Origin of the sequence: Nocardia sp. SYP-A9097 (assembly GCF_009649815.1) — a bacterium.
Lineage (GTDB): Bacteria > Actinomycetota > Actinomycetes > Mycobacteriales > Mycobacteriaceae > Nocardia.
The window spans coordinates 159868-178290 of the sequence record NZ_WJIC01000009.1 but is presented as its reverse complement, the minus strand read 5'-3'; the positions used below and the strand labels follow the sequence as shown (position 1 = coordinate 178290).

The following is an 18423-nucleotide window of genomic DNA, read 5'->3' as shown; positions in this document are numbered from 1 at the left end:
TGTCGCGAGACCGTCCTTCCTGCGCGGACCATCCGGAGCCCTCGTCATCCCGGCAAGTTTTCGGCCGGGATCCACACCGCGACTGCGGCACCGACCTGACCCGAATCCTCCGCGGACTTCGCCTGTGGATAGTGAATCGGTTATCCACAAATCCGATTCGCGCCGTCCGTCACCGCTATCCGCGTCCTATCGTTGAGCTCGACGAGAGGGGAGTTCATGGGGGAAATACTGCGCGCCGATCTGGACGCCTTGCGTGCGATGGCGGCGGCCGTTCGAGTTGAGGCGGAGACGATCGCCGGAATCGATCCGGCCGACCTGATCGCGAGAGTTGGCCTGGCCATGCCGAATTCGGTCATCGGGGCGGCCGCCGACGAAGCCGGTGAGCCGGTGGTGGCAGCCCTTCGCGAGCTTGCGGATCGCCTGACGGCGCTATCGGGGGTCGTCGAGCGCGGGGTCAAGAGCTATGAGGAGGTGGATGCCGCGCTCGGAGCTCAGCTCGATTCCTACATGCATGGGTAGCCGGTGAGGCGCCGATGGTCGCTATGCGAAGTGCGCTCATCCGCGCGAAGAGCATTGTGGCGTTGCTGCGGGGGGAGGGGGAGGAGTTGGCCAGGGCGACCATGTCGCAGGTGCGCGGCTGGCATCCGGAGACTGCCGGTGTCGCGAGTGATGCTGTGGTGGCGGCCGATCGGTGTTTCGCCGCGGCTATGCGCGAGTTCGGGCGGCAGGTGGAAGGGGTGGTGCTCGGATGGCAAGGGGTGGCGGCCACCGCGGGAGAGTTGCGTGCGCTCGGTGCGCAGTTGACCGCGAACCATATCGGCGCGGCTTTGGCAGATATTGCCGACGCGCTGGCCGATGCGGCCGCGCTGGCACGGGTGTGCGCGATTGTTCGCGAGATCGAAGGTGATGCGACTGCGAATGGTTGTGTGATCGGCGAGGACGGGACCATCGCGGCACCGAAGGCCGATTCCGGTAATGCCGTACTGGATCTCGCGTTGCAGGCATGCTTCGAGGTGCAGGCCTCGGCGTTGCAGGCGCGGCTGCTGCCGCTATTGGACTGTGCGGGTGAGACCGATGAGCGGGTCGGCGCGCGGTTGGCCGCGGCTGTCGCGGCATTGATCGCCTTGCGCACAGAACCGCAGGGTGGGCGCAGGAGTGCACTGGTGACCGCGATCCTCGATGGGAACGCCTTCCTACCTGAGGACCCGAAAGCCCTGACCGCGCTATGGGAATCGCTCTCGCCGGCCGATCAGGACGCCCTCTTCGCCTACGATCCCACGATCGGCAATCGCGATGGGCTGCCGGTGGTGGCGCGGGATTTCTACAATCGCGCCGACCTGGAGCGACTGCGCGCCGCCGCGACATCCGACCTGAGCGCGTTGAATTCGCAACACCCGGACTGGGCGCGCGAGCAGAACTTCCCGGACACCGCGCACGACTGGCGAGCACTGAGCCTGTGGGACGCCGACCGGGCGCTGGCCCGGACACGACTCGCCGGCTACGCGGCTGTCACCACCGCCGCCGCGACGGGCGAATCAGGTTCTCCCACCGGGTTTCTGCTCAGCGTGGATGACCGCGGGCGCGGCGCGGTAGCGCTGAATAATCCCGACGCGGCCACCAATGTCGCCACCTTTGTCCCGGGGACCGGCTCGTCGCTCGCGGGTATCGGCGCTGGGGTAGGTCGTGCCCGTGCACTCCTGGACGCCGCGACCAAAGCCGATCGCGCAGTGCGTACTTCGGTCATCGCCTGGTACGGCTACGACAGCCCGCCCGCGCTCGGCAGTGCCCTGCGCGACCACTATGCCGACGACGGTGCTCCCGCGCTGGACAATTTCGAGTCCGGGCTGCGCGCGACACACGACGCTATGCCATCCAATAACACTGTTATCGGACACAGCTATGGCAGCACTCTCATCGGTGTGGCCGCGAGTCACGGCAATTCCATCGCCGCCGACAATCTGATCTTCGTTGGCTCTCCCGGCGTCGAAGTCGATCGCGCCGGCGAATTATGTTTGGACGGTATCGATCCCGCGCACAATCGGGAGCACGTCTTCGCCATCGCCGATCCAGCCGATCCCATCCCAGAATTCGGGCATTTTATCCACGGCACGGATCCGACCGATTCCGATTTCGGCGCAACGGTTTTCGACTCGGCCGGGGCGACGTTGAATCTGCCGTTGCTGCGCGAGCTTCCGATCGATCCGTGGGCGCACGGCAACTATTGGGATACTGGAAATCCGGGCCTGCGCACTCAGGGCGAGATCATCGCCGGGCGCTATCAGCCATGATCGCCATCGACCACCGTGCCGGCGCCCGGAGTACGCAGGCGGGTTGCGGAGTCATAGCGGGAGTGCGAGTAAAGCATGAAATGGCCAAGTGACCAACTTGGTCTGAAACGGTTGGGTTCATGCTAGGGTTCCCGGCAGTATTGGCGGGAAATCGGAGACAAATGCGCACCGAGAACATCAACAGGAAGTTCAAACTGCATGACGAGCGCAGGATTGCCGCGCAACTTCCCGAGCAGTTGCAGGGGCTTGATGTCGTCGGTTTTGTCAGAGTCGATGAGTTTCCGGCAGAGTTGCTGAACTCGTTCGGAGAGTTCGCCGGCGCGGCCGTCGAGCCCTATACCCGTATCTATCGCAATGCCCAGCCCAATCGCATAGACGCATGGTTGCTGGAGTTGCTGCGGCACGGCCGAATTGGTGACCGTTTCTTCCTGCGCACCGGGCTGGAGTACTTCCCGTGGGCGGATTGTCGGGTTCTCGACCATCGCTGGCTGGAGTCGCTGCGCCGGGTGATCGGCCCGAACCAGGGCTTCATCTCCGCGGACAAGACCTCGGCCGCCATGACCATCGGCGCGCAGTACGAAATGCTCGGCTTCCTGCGCCCGATCCCGCCGCCCGCCGCGGTCCCGCCGCCGACCGAGAACGAACAGACCGTACTGCTCTCGGCCCTTCCGGAGCCGCCGTCCGATAACGAGACCACCGTCCTGATCTCCCGCGTCGAGGCCCCGACCCAGCGCATCACCCGCGAGCCCGCCCCAACCGGCGAGGACACCGCCGCGCCCGACCAGCTCTGATTCGTCCGAACCGCCGGCGGTCCCACTACGTTGTTCTGGTGTCAGCGGACCGCCGAATCAAGGGTGCCGAACAGTGTGGAAATTTCGCGGATTGCCCGTTCATGTCCTGCTCGTACACGGCATTGTCGTCCTGGTGCCGTTGACGGCGGTGCTGGTGATCGTGTGCGCGCTCTGGCCCGCGGCACGGCGGAGATTCATCTGGCCGACGGCCGCACTCGCGGTGCTGGTGACCGGCTTGACGCCGCTGACCATCGAGGCGGGGGAGTGGCTGCAACAGTGGGTAGGTGCGACACCTGCCATTGATCAGCACACACATCTGGGCGGGCAGATGCTGTATTTCGTTGTCCCCCTGCTGATTACGGCCGCACTCCTGGTGCTTGTGCACGTACGCGAGGGGCAGGGTAAGGTGCTCGGGCGGTCGGTGCTCGCACTGGTGGCGATCCTCGCGGTGGCGGCCGGCGCGGCGGCCACGGTGCAGACCTATCGAGTCGGGGACTCCGGGGCGCGAGCGGTGTGGAACGGCGTCGCGAGCTGAGCCCGGACGCGCCGCACCCGAGAATGTCGTGACCCGGCGCCCGGTCTGCGGGCGGACGCCGGGCCACGGCAATCCGGCACGGTCAGACCTTGCGGATGACCGTGACGACTTTGCCGAGAATCTGGGCGTCATTGCCCGGAATCGGCTCGAACAGCGGGTTGTGCGGCATCAGCAACACCTGGGAACCGGTGCGCTTGAATGTCTTGACAGTGGCCTCGCCGTCGATCATGGCGGCGACGATATCGCCGTTCTCGGCCACATTCTGCTGGCGCACGACCACCCAGTCGCCGTCGCAGATGGCGGCCTCGATCATGGACTGACCGACGACCTTCAGCAAGAACAGCGAACCCTCGCCGACCAGTTCGCGCGGCAGCGGGAAGACATCCTCCACCGCCTGCTCGGCCAGGATCGGGCCACCGGCGGCGATCCGGCCCAGCACCGGGACGTAGGTCGGGATCGGGTGCTCGCTGGTGGCATCCACCTCCGCGGCGACCGAACGTAGCTGCGCCACACCGGCACCGGCGCGCATGACCGTTTCGTCCAGTCCGCGCACATCGACCGCGCGGGGCCGATTCGGATCGCGGCGTAGATAGCCCTTGCGTTCCAGGGCGCGTAGCTGATGCGCCACCGAGGAGGTGGAGGTGAGGCCGACGGCATCACCGATCTCCCGAATGCTGGGGGGATAGCCGCGGTCGCTCACCGAGGATCGAATGACCTCCAGTACTTTGCGCTGGCGCACGGTGAGATCTGTCCCCGCGCCGGATGTTTCGGCACCCTCTCCGATCTGGTCGGCCGGACCGTTGTCACCCTCCACAGCGCCGTGTTCGCTCACCGCCGCAGTCCTCCGTTCACTGCTGTGTCTCACCGGAATTCGTCTCCGGGGCGACTCGCGCCGCAGCTCCGGAGATCTCGTGCCTCGACTGTAGACCGAGAGTCCCGGCTGATCAAACATCTGTTCGACGCATGTCGCGCAAATGCGTGACCTTGTCGGTCGTTCGTGGTAGAAATTCGAACATCAGTTCTTCGAACACATGAGCGAGTCAATCGTCCAGAGTCACCCGGTCCATCAGCCAGGAGGTTTCTTCGATGCGCACTGTGATCAGCGAATTCGACACCATCGGAAGCGATTTCGGCTTCGACAGCCTCCCCTGGGGGCTGCGGGCCGAGCAGGCGCCGGACGGTGTCATCGAGGCGGCGTGGCCGCCCGCGATCGATCGCCGTCCGTGCCGCGCCCTCGCGCAGCCCGTCGCCCGAGATCGTGCGCGCGTCGGCCGCCCGCATGTCGTGGCTCGCCGCACCGTCGGGCGTCCGCTCGGCGCACATCCGCTCAGTCGCGCGCAGCGCGCGCAGATCGGCTTCGCCGCGCTCGCGCTCGCCGCGCTCATGACCGCCCTGGCCGTCGCCGGGCTGGCCGCCCTCGCGCAATTGCGCTCCGGCGAATTCGGTTTGCAGACCACCTCGGTCGTCGATATGGTCCCCGCGCCCGCGCATTAGTCCGATGCGCCGTCGCGTCATCGGCGGCCCGCACCACAGGGGATGGCGGTGCGGTCGCCGCGGGGTTGCGGGTGCGGTCACCACCTATTAGCCCGACATTCGGCAGGTCGCGGCCGGATTTTCGAATAGGGATGGACGGCCTGGGTGAGCGGCCGTTAATGCAGATTGAAAACTGAACCCGTTATTGCGGTGCCCCGAATGTGACAGGAACAACAGTCGCGCTCGTCAGGGCGCGGGGCCATGGGCCGGGTCATGACCTATGTCAGCACCGTCGCCGGGTAAGGCCGCCGTACTCAGTGTGCTCGCCTCGGATGTGTTCGCGCCCACCACCATTACCGCGGGCACCCATGGCATTTGCGCATGCCGCTGCCGGATTTCAATTGGGCCGATTGCGACACGCCGTGGAATTACATCACCGATGACCTGCTGCCCCGCTACTTGGAGCTGTCCGCGAATCAGGTGGTCGCGAGACCTGTTCTGGCAGAACCATTCTCGGATGAATTGGCGGCCGGTCGACTGCTGCGCCGGCGGCCGGATCTGCTCGATGATCGCATCGCGCAATGGCAGTTGACCGCCTGATTCGGGCCGCTCCGCCGGGCGGACGCACAATGGCCGCGTCCGTCCGGGTATCCTCGAGGTTGCTGAGGAGCCCAGGCCCCGACGAAGGATCCCGGATGCATTGCCCGTACTGTCGCCACCCCGATTCGAGGGTGGTCGACTCACGTGAGGCCGAAGAAGGCAGCGCCATCAGAAGGCGTCGTGCCTGCCCGGAGTGTGGGCGCCGGTTCTCCACGGTCGAAACCGCGATCCTGTCCGTGGTCAAGCGCAGTGGTGTGAGCGAACCGTTCAGCCGCGAAAAGGTGATCCGCGGTGTGCGCCGCGCCTGCCAGGGGCGCGAAGTCGACGACGACGCCCTCAACCTGCTCGCCCAGCAGGTCGAGGATGCGGTGCGCGCCAAGGGTTCCCCCGAGGTACCCAGCCACGAAGTCGGCCTGGCCATCCTCGGCCCGCTCCGCGACCTGGACGAGGTCGCCTACCTACGCTTCGCCTCGGTCTACCGATCCTTCAGCTCCGCTGAGGATTTCGAGCAGGAGATCGCCTCCCTCCGCAAGCACCGAGCCGAAAACGCCGTAGGCGCAACCGCTCCCAAGTAGTCGCCCGCGTCAAACCTTTGCCCGCGCTCAACCGCGTTCCGCCCCACGCCGATTGCCAGCGACCCCGCGTGGATTGGCGAGCGACGACCCCGCGTGGATTGCGAGCGACCCTGTGTTGACCTGCGAGCGGCCCCGTGTCGATTGCGAGCCGCCCCGTGTCGAAACATTTCCCCCGTCATCCCGGCGTGCTTTTGGCCGGGATCTACCGCCGCATAGTGGATCCCGGCCAAAAACGCGCCGGGATGACGATAGGGCGGGTGCTTGGTTGGCGAGGAGCGTGTGGCGGGTGCCTGCGCCGGGGGTGCTCGTCAGCGCTTGGCGGGGGGCTTTCGGGCTGTGTCTATTGCCTTTTCGATGCGTTTGGTGGAGACGGCGTACGGGGTGCCGAGTTGCTGGGCGAAGAGGCTTACGCGGAGTTCTTCGATCATCCACCAGATTTCGAGGACGTCGCGGCCATTGCGGCGGCCCTCGGGGAGCAGTTCGAGCAGGCGGTCGTAGGCCGCGTGCACGCGATCGAGTTCGGTCATGCCCTGGCGGTCGCGGTTGGCCGAGGCCGGGAGCGCTTCCAGGCGCAGGCGGGCGGCCTCCAGGTAGCGGGGGAGTTCGCGTAGCCGCGCACTGCCCCATTCGGAGACGAAGCCGCGGAAGACCAGGTCGTCGAGTTGATGCGTGACATCCTGTGCCGCTTCACGATCCCTGGTGTCGGCCAGGGCCGCGCGTACGCGATGCGCCTCCGCCAGGACCGGCACCACCACGCGCACTATCTGCGCGACGGCGGTGGTGAAGTTCGGGCGGACCTTCTCGATCAATGCCTTGAACTGGTCCGGGCTGCGCACCGGGCCACCGGCTTTCGCGATCAGCTCGTCGGCGGCGCAGGCGCGGCAGTCCTCGATGAGTCCGTCGAGCGAACCGTACGGATTCTGGCTCAGCGCAAGGCGATCGGTGGGCGGCAGCGACGCCGTCACCGAACGCGGTGAGGTGGGCAGGGCATTCAGCAGTAGCGTGCGGGTGCCGGTGCGCATGGCGGCCGCCTGCTCACCCGGAGAGCTGAGCACGCGCACTGCGACGCCCGCACCCTCGGGAACCAGTGCGGGATAGCCGGTAATGGTCTGCCCGCCGACCTGGCGGCGCACCGTCGGTTCGAGGGTGCCGAGCGATTCCGAGGTCCATACGGCCGCCGGGGCACGCTCGGCCGCGGCGGTGGCGCGCGCCACGGACTTCGAGACCTGCGGGGCCAGCCGGGTTTTCAGCTCGGCCAGGCTCTTACCGCGGTCGACGACCGTGCCCGCGCCGTCGGTGGCCGCGAAGGTCATGCGCAGGTGACTCGGCAGTGCCGCCGGATCGAGATCGGCGGGTGCGATGGTGACCGATCCCAGTCGGGACAGTTCCCTGGCCAGTCCGGTGCGCAGCGGTTCCGCGCGCGGAGTCATTGCCGCCAGTGCCGCATTCGCGAAATCGGGTGCGGGCACCACCATGCGCCGCAGCTGTTTGGGCAGTGTCTTGATGAGCGCCGTGGTGAGCTCTTCGCGCATGCCGGGCACCAGCCAGTCGAAGCCGACATTGCGCACATGCGCGAGCTGCGGCACCGGAATGTGCACGGTCACACCGTCATCGGCCTTGCCCGGCTCGAATTGGTAGGTGAGCGGGAGGATCAGCTCACCCTGTCGCCAACTGTCCGGGTATGCGGTCGGATCCAGCAGCGCCGCATCGTCATTGACCACGGTCGAGGCGCTGAAGTCCAGGAGCGCCGGCTCCTGTTTCTGCGTCTTGCGCCACCAGCTGTCGAAGTGCCGCACCGACACCACATCGGCCGGGATCCGCCCGTCGTAGAAGTCGAAGAGCACCTGATCGTCGACCAGAATGTCGCGCCGCCGCACTCGATGCTCCAGATCGGCGACGTCGTCGAGCAATTCGCGATTCCGCTCGAAGAACACATGGTGCGTCTGCCACTCGCCCTGCACCAGCGCGTGCCGAATGAACAGCTCGCGCGAGAGTTCGGGATCGATCCGCCCGAAGTCCACCCGCCGCTGTGTAACCAGCGGAATCCCGTACAGCGTGACGCGCTCATATGCCAGCGCGGCGCCCCGCTTGGACGACCAATGTGGCTCGGAATAGGTGCGTTTCACCAAATCCCCGGCCAGCCGCTCAGCCCACTCCGGTTCGATCCGAGCCGCCGTCCGCCCCCACAATCGGGAGGTCTCGACCAATTCGGCCGCCATCACCCACCGCGGTGCCTTCTTCGCCAGCGAAGACCCCGGGAAGATCATGAACTTCGCATTGCGGGCCCCGAGGAACTCCCGGCTCTCCGCCTCCCGCACTCCGATATGAGAAAGCATCCCCGCCAGCAACGCCTGATGAATCGATATCACATCCCACGGCATGGCCTCATCGGCGGCAGCGGCTTGCGCGGCGAGCCGAACCGAGAGACCCGAGCCGCCCGCATCGCGGCCGCTCGCCTGCCCGCGCTGTCCCTGCCCGGCTCTACCGGACGCGGTGGCTTCCCCGCCCATTGAGCTCCGGCCAGAGCCGGTGGACTTGGTCGAGGCCGCTGCGCCTGAAGAAGCGGTGGACCCGGCCGCTCCCGCCTGCCCGGATGCTGTTGTGCCGTCGGCAGTTTGCCCAGCGCGTCGATTCCCGGCGCGCCCCCGCTCGCTGCTATTGCTCGTGCCACCGCTGCCGGTGCCATCCGCGTCGCTGTCCGCACGCGATGACTCGGGGCCGTTTGCTCGTGCGGTGCCGCGTCGGTTCCGGCCGCGCCGGCCCTCGCCGGATCCCTCGAGGTCGGTCGCCGACGGCGGTGCGTCGCTTGCGGATTGGGCGGACTCGGCCGACCAGCCGAGGCTGCGCGTGATGGTGCGGAGTTGGCCGTGTAGGTCCTGCCATTCGCGAATGCGGAGGTAGTGCAGGAATTCGTCCCGGCACATGCGGCGGAACTGGTTGGAGGACAGGTTTTTACGCTGTTCGCCGAGGTAGTCCCAGAGTTTGAGGTGGGCCAGGAAGTCCGAGCCTTCGACATTGAAGCGGGCGTGTTTGGTATCGGCGGCCTGCTGGAATTCGACCGGGCGTTCGCGCACGTCCTGAATCGACAGGGCGGCGACGATGATCAGCACTTCGGCGAGGCAGCCGCTGTTGTTGGCCTCGACCAGCATGCGCGCCATGCGCGGATCCACCGGCAGCTGCGCCATTTCCCGGCCGATGGCGGTGAGAACCAGTCCGGCGTCCGGGATTTCGGCGCGATCGGCCTCCTCGGTGCGCCGAGCCAGCGCGCCGAGCTCCTCGAGCAGTGCGATGCCATCGCGGATCGCCCGATTGTCGGGAGCCTCCACGAACGGGAAGCTCTCGATATCGCCGAGTCCGAGCGCGGTCATCTGCAGAATGACGGCGGCCAGATTGGTGCGCAGAATCTCCGGTTCGGTGAACTGCGGCCGCGCTTCGAAGTCGTCCTCGGAGTACAGCCGGATGGCGATACCGTCCGCCACACGACCGCAGCGACCGGACCGCTGTCGCGCCGAAGCCTGCGAAATTGGTTCGATGGGCAGCCGCTGCACCTTGGTGCGCATGGAGTAGCGGGAGATTCGCGCGGTACCCGGATCGACCACGTATCGAATACCGGGCACGGTCAGCGAGGTCTCGGCGACATTGGTGGCCAGCACGACTCGTCGACCGGCATGGTTACTGAAAACCTTGTGTTGTTCGGCCGCCGACAACCGCGCGTACAGCGGCAGAATCTCGGTGCGCGGCAGCCTCATATCGCGCAAAGTGTCTGCGGTATCGCGGATTTCGCGTTCGCCGGAGAGGAAGACCAGAATGTCCCCGTCGCCCTCGGCGAGCAGTTCCCGTACCGCGTCCCCGATGGCATCGGTGGGGTCACGATCGACTATCCGGGTGTCCTCGTCATCGGGATCATCCGAGGTGAGCGGGATTTCCAGGGAGAGTGGCTGATATCGGATCTCCACCGGATACGACCGCCCCGACACCTCGACAATCGGTGCGGGCGAGCCGTTCTCGTCGCTGAAGTGCCGGGCGAACAGCTCCGGATCGATGGTGGCGGAGGTGATGATCAGCTTGAGATCCGGCCGCTTGGGTAGCAGCTGCTTCAGATACCCCATCAGGAAGTCGATATTGAGGCTGCGCTCATGCGCCTCGTCGATAATGATGGTGTCGTAGCGGCGAAGTAGCCGGTCCCGCTGGATCTCCGCCAGCAGAATGCCGTCGGTCATGAGTTTGACCAGCGTCCGGTCCGATGCCTGATCGGTAAAGCGGACGGTATAGCCGACCACATCGCCCAATTCGCCGCCGAGCTCCTCGGCAATGCGCTCGGCCACGGTGCGCGCGGCCAACCGGCGCGGCTGGGTGTGCCCGATGGTGCCGCGCACCCCGCGCCCCAATTCCAGGCAGATCTTGGGAATCTGGGTGGTCTTGCCGGAGCCGGTCTCACCGGCCACGATCACGACCTGGTTGTCCGCGATGGCCTTGGCGATATCGTCGCGGCGCGCGGAGACCGGCAGTTGTTCCGGATATCTGATCTCGGGTACGGCGGAGCGGCGGGCGTCGACGCGGCGCTGTGCGGCGTCGATATCGGCTTCGAGTTCGGTGAGGTCACCGCCGCGGACCTTGTCGAGACGCCGACGCAACCGGTGTTCGTCGCGGATCGAGAGGTCGGCCAGGCGGGATCGAAGCTCACGCTGAGCCTGCTTAATGAACGTGGCGGCAGTCCTGGTCATTGCACCGTCAAGCGTAGCGAAGTCATTGCCCGAGCCGCTCGGCACGGTGTCACAAACCGCTCGAAAGCGATTGCCTGATGTGTGCTGTATCGGCGTATCGTCTCCGTCTCGCCGCTTTCGCATGCGAATATCAGGCCATGGTCGCTACCGCCGGGACTCCGATGTGGGTTCGTGTACTGCGTATTGCCTTCGGAGTGTTCGGCCTGGTGGCGCTGTTGGACATACCGCTGCGCAATCTCGGCGTCGATGGCTACTCGTATGCCAACTTCTTCAGCTACTTCACCATCCAGTCGAACATTCTGGGCGTGCTGGTGCTGTTGGTCGGCGGTCTGCTCGATCCCGGGTCGCGGGGCTGGCAGCTGTTCCGCGGCGCGGGCACGCTCTACCTGACGATAACGCTCATCATCTACGCGGTCCTGCTCGCCGATGTGGACGTGCAGATGGACGACGAGTGGACCAATGCCGCCCTGCACAAGGTCATGCCGCTGGCCATCCTGGTGGATTGGCTGATCATTCCCGCCGGTATCAAGCTGGCGCCCAAGGTGATCGGTTCCTGGCTGATCTATCCCGTCGTGTACGGCGTCTACACGCTGATCCGCGGCCCGATCGTGGATTGGTACCCGTACCCGTTCATCGATCCGCGCACGCAGGGCTATCTGGGATTGTCCGGCCGGCTGGCCCTGATGGTGGTGTTCTTCGCCGTGCTGGCGGTCGCGGTGGCCGCGTTGAACGGCTTCATCGCCCGCTTCTGGCGCGAAAGCCGCACGCACACCAGTTGATTCAGAGCTCGCGAGTCATGAACACGCTGTGCGGGTCGTTCGTGTAATCCGCGAACGGCCCGCAGTGCTCGAACCCGTGCCGCTCGTACAACCGGACCGCCGGGAAATAGAACTCCCCGGACCCGGTCTCGAGGCTGAGCCGTGTGTACCCCCGAGCCCCGGCCTCGGTCATGATGTGCCGCAACAGCTCTCCGGCAACGCCTTTGCCGCGGTAAGCGGTGGTCAAGCGCATGGATTTGATCTCGCCATGGTTGGGGTCATGTTCCTTGACCGCCCCGCAGCCCACGAGCTCGGTCCCATCCCACACCGACCAGGCGGTGATGTCCGGCTTGCGCAGCGCCGCCACGTCCAGCGCGTGCATGCTTTCCTCGGGGGAGTTCTCCAGCATCTCGGCCACATGGGCCTCGAGTAGTTCGATCACCTCGGATCCGGACAGATCGTCCACCACAATGCGCATGCCCACCAGGCTAGCGATATCGAATGGTCGACAAAATTTGCTCGGCGGTCGCTGGGAAATTCGCTGGCCAGCGCCATGCGGGCGGTTCTAACCTCGGAGTTCCTTGAATCCGAGGAAGGGATCGATGGAAGCGACAGTCACGGTGACCCCGGACCAGTTGCCGGAGTTGCTGCTGCACGTCGCGGTGGTGCGGCCGGTGTTCCTGTGGGGTGCGCCCGGAATCGGTAAGAGCTCGCTGGTGCGGGCCTTCGCCGATTCGCTCGGCCTGGAATGCGTCACGCTGCTCGGTACGCAGCTCGCGCCGGAGGATCTCATCGGGGTACCGCAGATCGTAGGGGATCGAAGTCGGTTCGCACCGCCGGAGATGATCGCACGCGAGCAGCCGTACTGTTTGTTTCTCGACGAGTTGAATGCCGCGCCCGCCGAGGTGCAGAAGTCGTTCTATTCGCTGATCCTGGATCGGCGGATCGGGAGCTATGAGCTGCCCGAGGGTTCGGTGGTGATCGGGGCGGGGAATCGGGCCACCGATAACGCGCTGGCACGGCCGATGGCCTCGGCGCTGGTGAACCGCATGGTGCATGTGCATCTGCGCGCCGATGTCGATGATTGGCTGAAGTGGGCCGCGCACAATGATATTCACCCGTGGGTGGTGGAATACGTGATGCAGCGGCCGGATCATCTCTGGTCCCCGCCGCCCAAGACCGAGCAGCCGTTCTCGACGCCGCGCGGCTGGCACATGCTCTCGGATGCGTTGCACTCCTATGGAAATGGGATCGAGGACACGGCGCTGTCGGTGCTGTCCTCCGGAACACTCACCGCCGCACACGCTTCCGGATTCCGGGCGTTCGTGAAGACGGTGCGGCATGCGTTCGATCTGGAGGTGGTTATCAAGGGTGATGCGGGCTGGCCGCGCGAGCCGTCCGATCGCGATCTGCTGTACTTCCTGTCCGAGGCGTTCCGTGCGCACTTGATCAAGGAGCTGCCCGATTCCCGCGAGCATGCCTCGGCGGGGCTGAAACGCTTTGTGCTGCGGGCGAAGAGCATGCTCACCGAGCTCGCGGAGATCTCGGTGGAGTGCGCGCAACTGGTGATCGCCGCCGACGACAATGGTGTGCCGGTGCTGCCCACCTGGTTCCTGGTCGAGGTCACGCGGGATCTGCCGCGGCTGGCGGCGCGGCGGTAGCCGATGGCGGGACAGTCAACGCGTAAGCGCCGCAAGGCATCCGACCCCTGGCATCAGAAGATGCTGGCCGGGTGGGCGCTGGCATGCGGAAACCCGCTGTTCCGGTGGGCGCGACACGGCTTGCACGAGGCGCAGGAGGAATTGCCCGTGCAGGTGTCGGCGGTCGTCTCCGGTTACGGCGCAATCCATTTCAATCCCAAGCGACGCGCCGAACCCGAGGAGTGGGCCTGGGCCTTCGCGCATCTGTTGCTGCACTTGGGTTTCGGGCACGCTGATCCGCGCGGGAAGCCCGCGCGGGTGTTCGAGGAGAATACTTCGTGGCTCAGCGATCCGCGGTATCCACACCCGGTGTACCGCGCCGCGTGCTGCGCCGTCGTGGACCAGTACCTGCTGACCTTGAAGGTCGGGCGCGCCCCGGTCGATTTGCCGCCGACACCGGGCGGCTCGGATGAGCTCGCGCTGACCGAACGGTGGTGGCCCACCGGGGTTCCCGAACAGTACCGGCAGCCCGACTTCCCCGACTTCTTCGTCGGCGGCGCGGCAACCGCCGAGAACTATGACCACGCTGGGAAATTCGCGATCGGGATCAGCGAGGCCGCGCGCGAGGCCCTGGAAGCCGCCGGGCGGGGTGTGACGCACGGTAAGCAGGAGGTGCCGCGGTCGTGGGATCGCGCGCTGAACTGGTTCGTCTCCTCCTACCCGTTGCTCGGCGCGCTCGCCGCCGGAATGAAGATCGTCGCCGAGGCGGAAGTGGCTCGCGGATGGGATATTTCGATCGCGGCGGTGAACGCGGAGGCGGCCGAGATCTATGTCAATCCGTTCGCTGCCCTCACCGATGAGGAGTGGAAGTTCGTCCTCGCGCACGAAATGCTGCACGCCGCACTGCGTCACGGTGAGCGGGCGGGGTGGCGGGATCACTACCTGTTCAATGTGGCCTGCGATTACGTCGTCAATGGCTGGCTGGTGGAGATGGGTGTGGGGGAGCTGCCCGAAGGATTGCTCTACGACCCTGAGCTGAAAGGGTTTTCGGCGGAACAGATCTACGACCGGATCGCCGGCGATCTACGGCGCATGCGCCGGTTGGCCACCCTGCGTGGGCGCGGGCAGGGTGACATCTTCGGAGAACCGGTACCGCACGATGGCACTCGTGGCCGGTATGTCGACCTGGACCAGTACTACCACGGAGCGCTCGCTACCGGCCTGGCGTACCACCAGTCCAGTGGGCGCGGCCTGCTCCCGGCCGGCCTCGAGCAGGAGATCCGAGCCCTGGACCAGCCGCCCCTGCCCTGGGATGCGCAGCTCGCGCAATGGTTCGACGAACACGTCCCCGCCGCCGAGAAGCGTCGCAGCTACACCCGCGCCTCCCGCCGCCAATCCTCGACTCACGATATCCCGCGCCCGGCCTGGACGCGCCCCGGCGAGTCCGTCCGCCTCCCGACCTTCGGCGTAGTCCTGGACACCTCCGGCTCCATGTCGCGCGAACTCATGGGCAAGGGGCTCGGCGCGATCGCCGCATACGCCCGCGCCCGCGATGTCCCGCGCGCCCGAGTCGTCTACTGCGATGCCGCCGCCCACGACGCGGGCTACCTCCCCGTCGACGACATCGCCTCCCGAGTCCGCGTCCGAGGCCGCGGCGGCACCGTCCTGCAACCCGGCGTCCGGCTACTCGAACGCGCCGAGGACTTCCCGCCCGACGGCCCGATCCTGATCATCACCGACGGTATGTGCGATGTGGTCCGCATCCGCCACGAACACGCCTTCCTGATCCCCGCGGGCGCGTCGCTCCCGTTCCGCCCGCGCGGCCCCGTCTTCCGAATGCGCTGACACCCTCCCCGTCGCGCACGGATCATCGCCCCCCGCCCGAAATCGCCGGAAAATGCCTGCGCGGGAGGCGAATCGGTGCGCGGGACCCACGAGCCACGCACCTAGGGCAGCACCGGCGGCGTTCATGAGAACGTCGTCTGTTGAGGAGACTCGGCCTAGGTCGAGGGCATATTGGGCGAATTCCAGTAGGGCGGACAGAATTGCGCCGACGGTGAACATGCGTGGGACGCTTGCGAGTCGGGGGAGTCGTAGGGGGAGTAGGAAACCCAACGGCAGGAACACGATCAGGTTCGCGCCGATCTGCACCACGGCCTGCGTGGGGTCATCGGTCAGGATCTCGTACAGATCCCGCAGTGGGATCAGGCTGACTTCGCGCACTCCACCGGTCGGCGTCAGAATCATCCAGATCCACGGCAGTGTGCCACAGAGAATTCCGGCCTCCGCCAACGTATTCCGCAGCGCGTGTGGCCGCCCCCGCCGCAGCCATGCCACCAGCCGAACCCCCGCCACCAGTACCGGTATCGCGAGTGCCCACGCCGTGAGGACCCCGCCCCACATCCCCCAAACCTGCCGCATGCTGCTCACACTAGCGACGAATTCCGCAGCGGCCGTGGGGGATATGTGGGGATTCGGTGCTAGGAAGGAACTGCGGGGCTGGCGGCACTGTCATCCGTCTACTGGAGCGCGCCGAGGATTCCCGCTGAAGGTCCGATCCTGCTCATTACCGACCGCATGTGCGGTGTAGTCCGCATCCGTCACCAGGGGTATTCGGCCCGCCGCTCACGAATTGTTGTGTCGCGCACGAAATCGCCTGCAAGCAAGCGCGCGGGAGGCGAATCGGTGCGCGGGGCCGCCAGTCATGGCCCGAATGGCGGCGGCACGCCCTCGTTCCGGCAGGGCAAGGGCGGTGCTCGATGTCGTAGGCGAGTGTCACCATGGTGGGAGATCGGGACTCCGCGCTGGAAGGTGGTGGGGTGTGACGGGATTCGTGCAGGAGTATGGGGCGCTGCGGTGGGTGGTGGCGGCGGCGTTCGGGTTCGCGGTGGTGATTGTGCTGGGGCGCTTGGCCGCGGTGCAGCCCGCCGGTGGAGTTGTGGAGTGCGGCGCGGAGGAGACCGGCAACGCGACGGTGCGGGGAAGCGCCGCGTCGGGCCGGGGAGGTGCTGTGCCGGTAGCGGGAATTGTCGCGCCCGGCTGGGGCAATATCGTGTCGGGTCGGCGAGGTTTCGCATCCGGTCGGGGAAATATGTTGGTGGGGAATGGGATTCGCGGGCTGGATCAGGAGTCGGATGCGGCGCATCTGCTGATGTGCATGGTCATGTTGGCCATGCTGGTGTTTCCGGCTGCCGCCGATCCGCGCGCCCTGCGGGGTGTGCTGACGGCCATGGTGGTGGTGTACGCGGCTTTGCTCATGGCGCGAATTGTGCGGTGGCGCAGCGTGAGTGTGGCCGCGTTCGGCTATCACGTAGTCGCCGCCGGGGCCATGCTGTACGCGATGAGTGGGCACGGTGAGCATGGGATGCGGATGGGTGGTGGCCCCGCCCCGGGCCTCATGCTCACCCTGGCCGCATTGTTCACCGTCGATGCGGTGGTGATGGCGGTGCCGTGGTCGCGGCGGGCGCTGCGGCACGTGTTCCCGCATCCGGTGGGGACCGGTCCCACGGCGGTGGTGCCGCATCTCGTAATGGATATCGGCACGGCCTACATGCTCGTCCTCGCGGCCGCGGGCTGAGTGGCACGGGGCCCCTCGGCCGGGCCGGGCGGGGGTCGTTCGGGCTGCTCACGGTCGTGATGGTGTGATGGTGGGGTGTTCGGCGCGCCCGAGAGGGGGCCGCCGGTGTTGGTGTGACGGAGGTGCGGGATGGGTTCGCTGTGGCATGGCTTCGCCGATATGGGTGCCGTCGAGAGCGGTGGTGCGTTCGTGGTGGCGCGCGGTGAGGGCGCTTATATCTGGGATGAGGGTGGCACCCGGTACCTCGATGCCACGGCCGGTCTGTGGTTCACCAATGTCGGTCATGGTCGTCGCGAGATCGCGGATGCGGTCGCGGCGCAGTTGACCGATATCGCGCACTACTCCAACTTTGGTGACCTGGCGTCTCCGGTGCTGCGCGATCTGGCCGAGCGACTGGCCGGTATCGCGCCGGTGCCGGGCAGCAAGATCTTCTTCACCTCCGGCGGTTCCGACGGCGTCGATACCGCGGTGAAGCTGGCGCGGCGCTACTGGAATGTGCAGGGCAAGCCGGGCAAGACCATTGTGGTCGGCCGTCAGAAGGCGTACCACGGCATGCATGTGGCGGGCACCTCGCTCGCGGGCATTCCGGTCAACCATGAGGGTTACGGCGAGTTCATGCCCGATGCCCGCACCATCAGCTGGGATGATGCCAAGTCGCTGCTGGCGCTCATCGAAGAGGTTGGCGCGGATCGTATTGCCGCTTTCTTCGCCGAGCCGATCATCGGCGCGGGCGGGGTCTACCTGCCGCCGGAGGGCTACCTCACCGAGGTGCGCCAGATCTGCCGTGAGAACGACATTCTCTTCGTGGCCGATGAGGTTGTGACCGGTTTCGGCCGTATCGGCGGATCCTGGTTCGCCTCTTCACGATTCGATCTGCAGCCCGATCTCATGACCACCGCCAAGGGCCTCACCTCCGGCTATATCCCGATGGGCGCGGTCTTCATCGCCCCGCATATCGCCGAGCCGTTCTTCGCCGGTGGCACCTGGTTCCGGCACGGCTACACCTACGGTGGTCATGCCGCCGCCGCGGCCGCCGCCATGGCGAACCTGGACATCATGGAGCGCGAGAATCTCCTCGATGCCAGCAAGAATCTGGAATCGTTGCTGCACAAGCACTTCGCGCCGCTCGCCGAGCATCCGCGCGTCGCCGAGGTGCGCAGTGGTCTGGGCGCGGTGGCCGCCGTGCAGCTCGCCGATCCCGCCGAGGCCATGCCGTTCGTGAAAACCCTTCGCGCGCATGGTATCTCGGGCCGCGCCGCCGGTCAGGGCGCGCTGCAGATCTCGCCGTCGTTCGTGATCACCGAGGGGCAGGTCGCCGATATGGCGGCGGGCTTCGCCGCGGCTCTGGGCTGATCCCCTGCCCGGTGCGGGCGAATCACTTCGCCCGCACCGGGGTTCAGAGCTGTTCCTCATTCGCCGAGTTCGTGAACGGTTCGGCGCGGCACATCGTTGTTCAGGCATC

Annotated in this window: 15 protein-coding genes and 1 pseudogene; 12 read left to right on the top strand and 4 right to left on the bottom strand. The window is 66.4% G+C overall.

All coding sequences use genetic code 11. The features are described 5' to 3' along the window. Positions 1-216: 216 nt before the first annotated feature. From GFY24_RS20150 to GFY24_RS20135, 4 genes are all read left to right on the top strand, one after another. Positions 217-519: a hypothetical protein gene (locus GFY24_RS20150; RefSeq protein WP_153806612.1), complete on the top strand. Its 303-nt coding sequence runs from the start codon at positions 217-219 to the stop codon at positions 517-519. A 14-nt stretch (positions 520-533) separates the two neighbouring features. Continuing rightward, positions 534-2288, top strand: a complete 1755-nt coding sequence (locus GFY24_RS20145; RefSeq protein WP_153806611.1) for an alpha/beta hydrolase — start codon at positions 534-536, stop codon at positions 2286-2288. A 161-nt stretch (positions 2289-2449) separates the two neighbouring features. Next, the gene (locus tag GFY24_RS20140; protein ID WP_153806610.1) at positions 2450-3079 is read left to right on the top strand and encodes a hypothetical protein; all 630 of its coding nucleotides are present in this window, start codon (positions 2450-2452) and stop codon (positions 3077-3079) included. A gap of 91 nt (positions 3080-3170) precedes the next feature. Further along, positions 3171-3614, top strand: coding sequence for a DUF2231 domain-containing protein (locus GFY24_RS20135; RefSeq protein WP_153806609.1), 444 nt, complete (start codon positions 3171-3173; stop codon positions 3612-3614). An 82-nt stretch (positions 3615-3696) separates the two neighbouring features. Here GFY24_RS20135 and lexA read toward each other — a convergent pair whose 3' ends face one another. Further along, positions 3697-4398: a transcriptional repressor LexA gene (gene lexA / locus GFY24_RS20130; RefSeq protein ID WP_309231098.1), complete on the bottom strand. Its 702-nt coding sequence runs from the start codon at positions 4396-4398 to the stop codon at positions 3697-3699. Between the two features lie 302 nt (positions 4399-4700). On the opposite strand from lexA, the gene GFY24_RS20125 reads away from it, so the two are divergent. From GFY24_RS20125 to nrdR, 3 genes are all read left to right on the top strand, one after another. Continuing rightward, complete coding sequence (locus GFY24_RS20125) at positions 4701-5108, top strand: hypothetical protein (RefSeq protein WP_153806608.1); 408 nt, start codon at positions 4701-4703, stop codon at positions 5106-5108. Between the two features lie 360 nt (positions 5109-5468). Beyond that, positions 5469-5687 carry a hypothetical protein gene (locus GFY24_RS20120; RefSeq protein ID WP_153806607.1) on the top strand — a complete coding sequence of 73 codons (219 nt, stop codon included), beginning with the start codon at positions 5469-5471 and terminating at the stop codon, positions 5685-5687. Positions 5688-5782: 95 nt separating this feature from the next. After that, the gene (gene nrdR, locus GFY24_RS20115; RefSeq protein ID WP_153806606.1) at positions 5783-6262 is read left to right on the top strand and encodes a transcriptional regulator NrdR; all 480 of its coding nucleotides are present in this window, start codon (positions 5783-5785) and stop codon (positions 6260-6262) included. Positions 6263-6570: 308 nt separating this feature from the next. On the opposite strand, the gene hrpA is transcribed toward nrdR, so the two are convergent. Continuing rightward, positions 6571-10986 (bottom strand): ATP-dependent RNA helicase HrpA, encoded by a 4416-nt coding sequence (hrpA, locus tag GFY24_RS20110; RefSeq protein ID WP_153806605.1) that lies wholly within the window; start codon positions 10984-10986, stop codon positions 6571-6573. Positions 10987-11123: 137 nt separating this feature from the next. On the opposite strand from hrpA, the gene GFY24_RS20105 reads away from it, so the two are divergent. Then, the gene (locus tag GFY24_RS20105; protein WP_153806604.1) at positions 11124-11765 is read left to right on the top strand and encodes a Pr6Pr family membrane protein; all 642 of its coding nucleotides are present in this window, start codon (positions 11124-11126) and stop codon (positions 11763-11765) included. Between the two features lies 1 nt (position 11766). Here GFY24_RS20105 and GFY24_RS20100 read toward each other — a convergent pair whose 3' ends face one another. Then, complete coding sequence (locus tag GFY24_RS20100) at positions 11767-12222, bottom strand: GNAT family N-acetyltransferase (RefSeq protein WP_153806603.1); 456 nt, start codon at positions 12220-12222, stop codon at positions 11767-11769. Positions 12223-12346: 124 nt separating this feature from the next. On the opposite strand from GFY24_RS20100, the gene GFY24_RS20095 reads away from it, so the two are divergent. Continuing rightward, entirely contained in the window at positions 12347-13405 is a 1059-nt protein-coding gene (locus GFY24_RS20095; protein WP_153806602.1) for an ATP-binding protein, read from the top strand. Positions 13406-13408: 3 nt separating this feature from the next. After that, positions 13409-14779 (top strand): annotated as a pseudogene (locus tag GFY24_RS20090) (hypothetical protein); the annotation flags it as partial. Between the two features lie 288 nt (positions 14780-15067). On the opposite strand, the gene GFY24_RS43370 reads toward GFY24_RS20090, so the two are convergent. Beyond that, positions 15068-15805 carry a VanZ family protein gene (locus GFY24_RS43370; RefSeq protein WP_309231078.1) on the bottom strand — a complete coding sequence of 246 codons (738 nt, stop codon included), beginning with the start codon at positions 15803-15805 and terminating at the stop codon, positions 15068-15070. Between the two features lie 400 nt (positions 15806-16205). Here GFY24_RS43370 and GFY24_RS43365 point away from each other — a divergent pair, with 400 nt between their 5' ends. After that, positions 16206-16961: a DUF5134 domain-containing protein gene (locus tag GFY24_RS43365; RefSeq protein ID WP_194852942.1), complete on the top strand. Its 756-nt coding sequence runs from the start codon at positions 16206-16208 to the stop codon at positions 16959-16961. Between the two features lie 129 nt (positions 16962-17090). Continuing rightward, complete coding sequence (locus tag GFY24_RS20075; RefSeq protein ID WP_153806599.1) at positions 17091-18314, top strand: aspartate aminotransferase family protein; 1224 nt, start codon at positions 17091-17093, stop codon at positions 18312-18314. Positions 18315-18423: the final 109 nt, after the last annotated feature.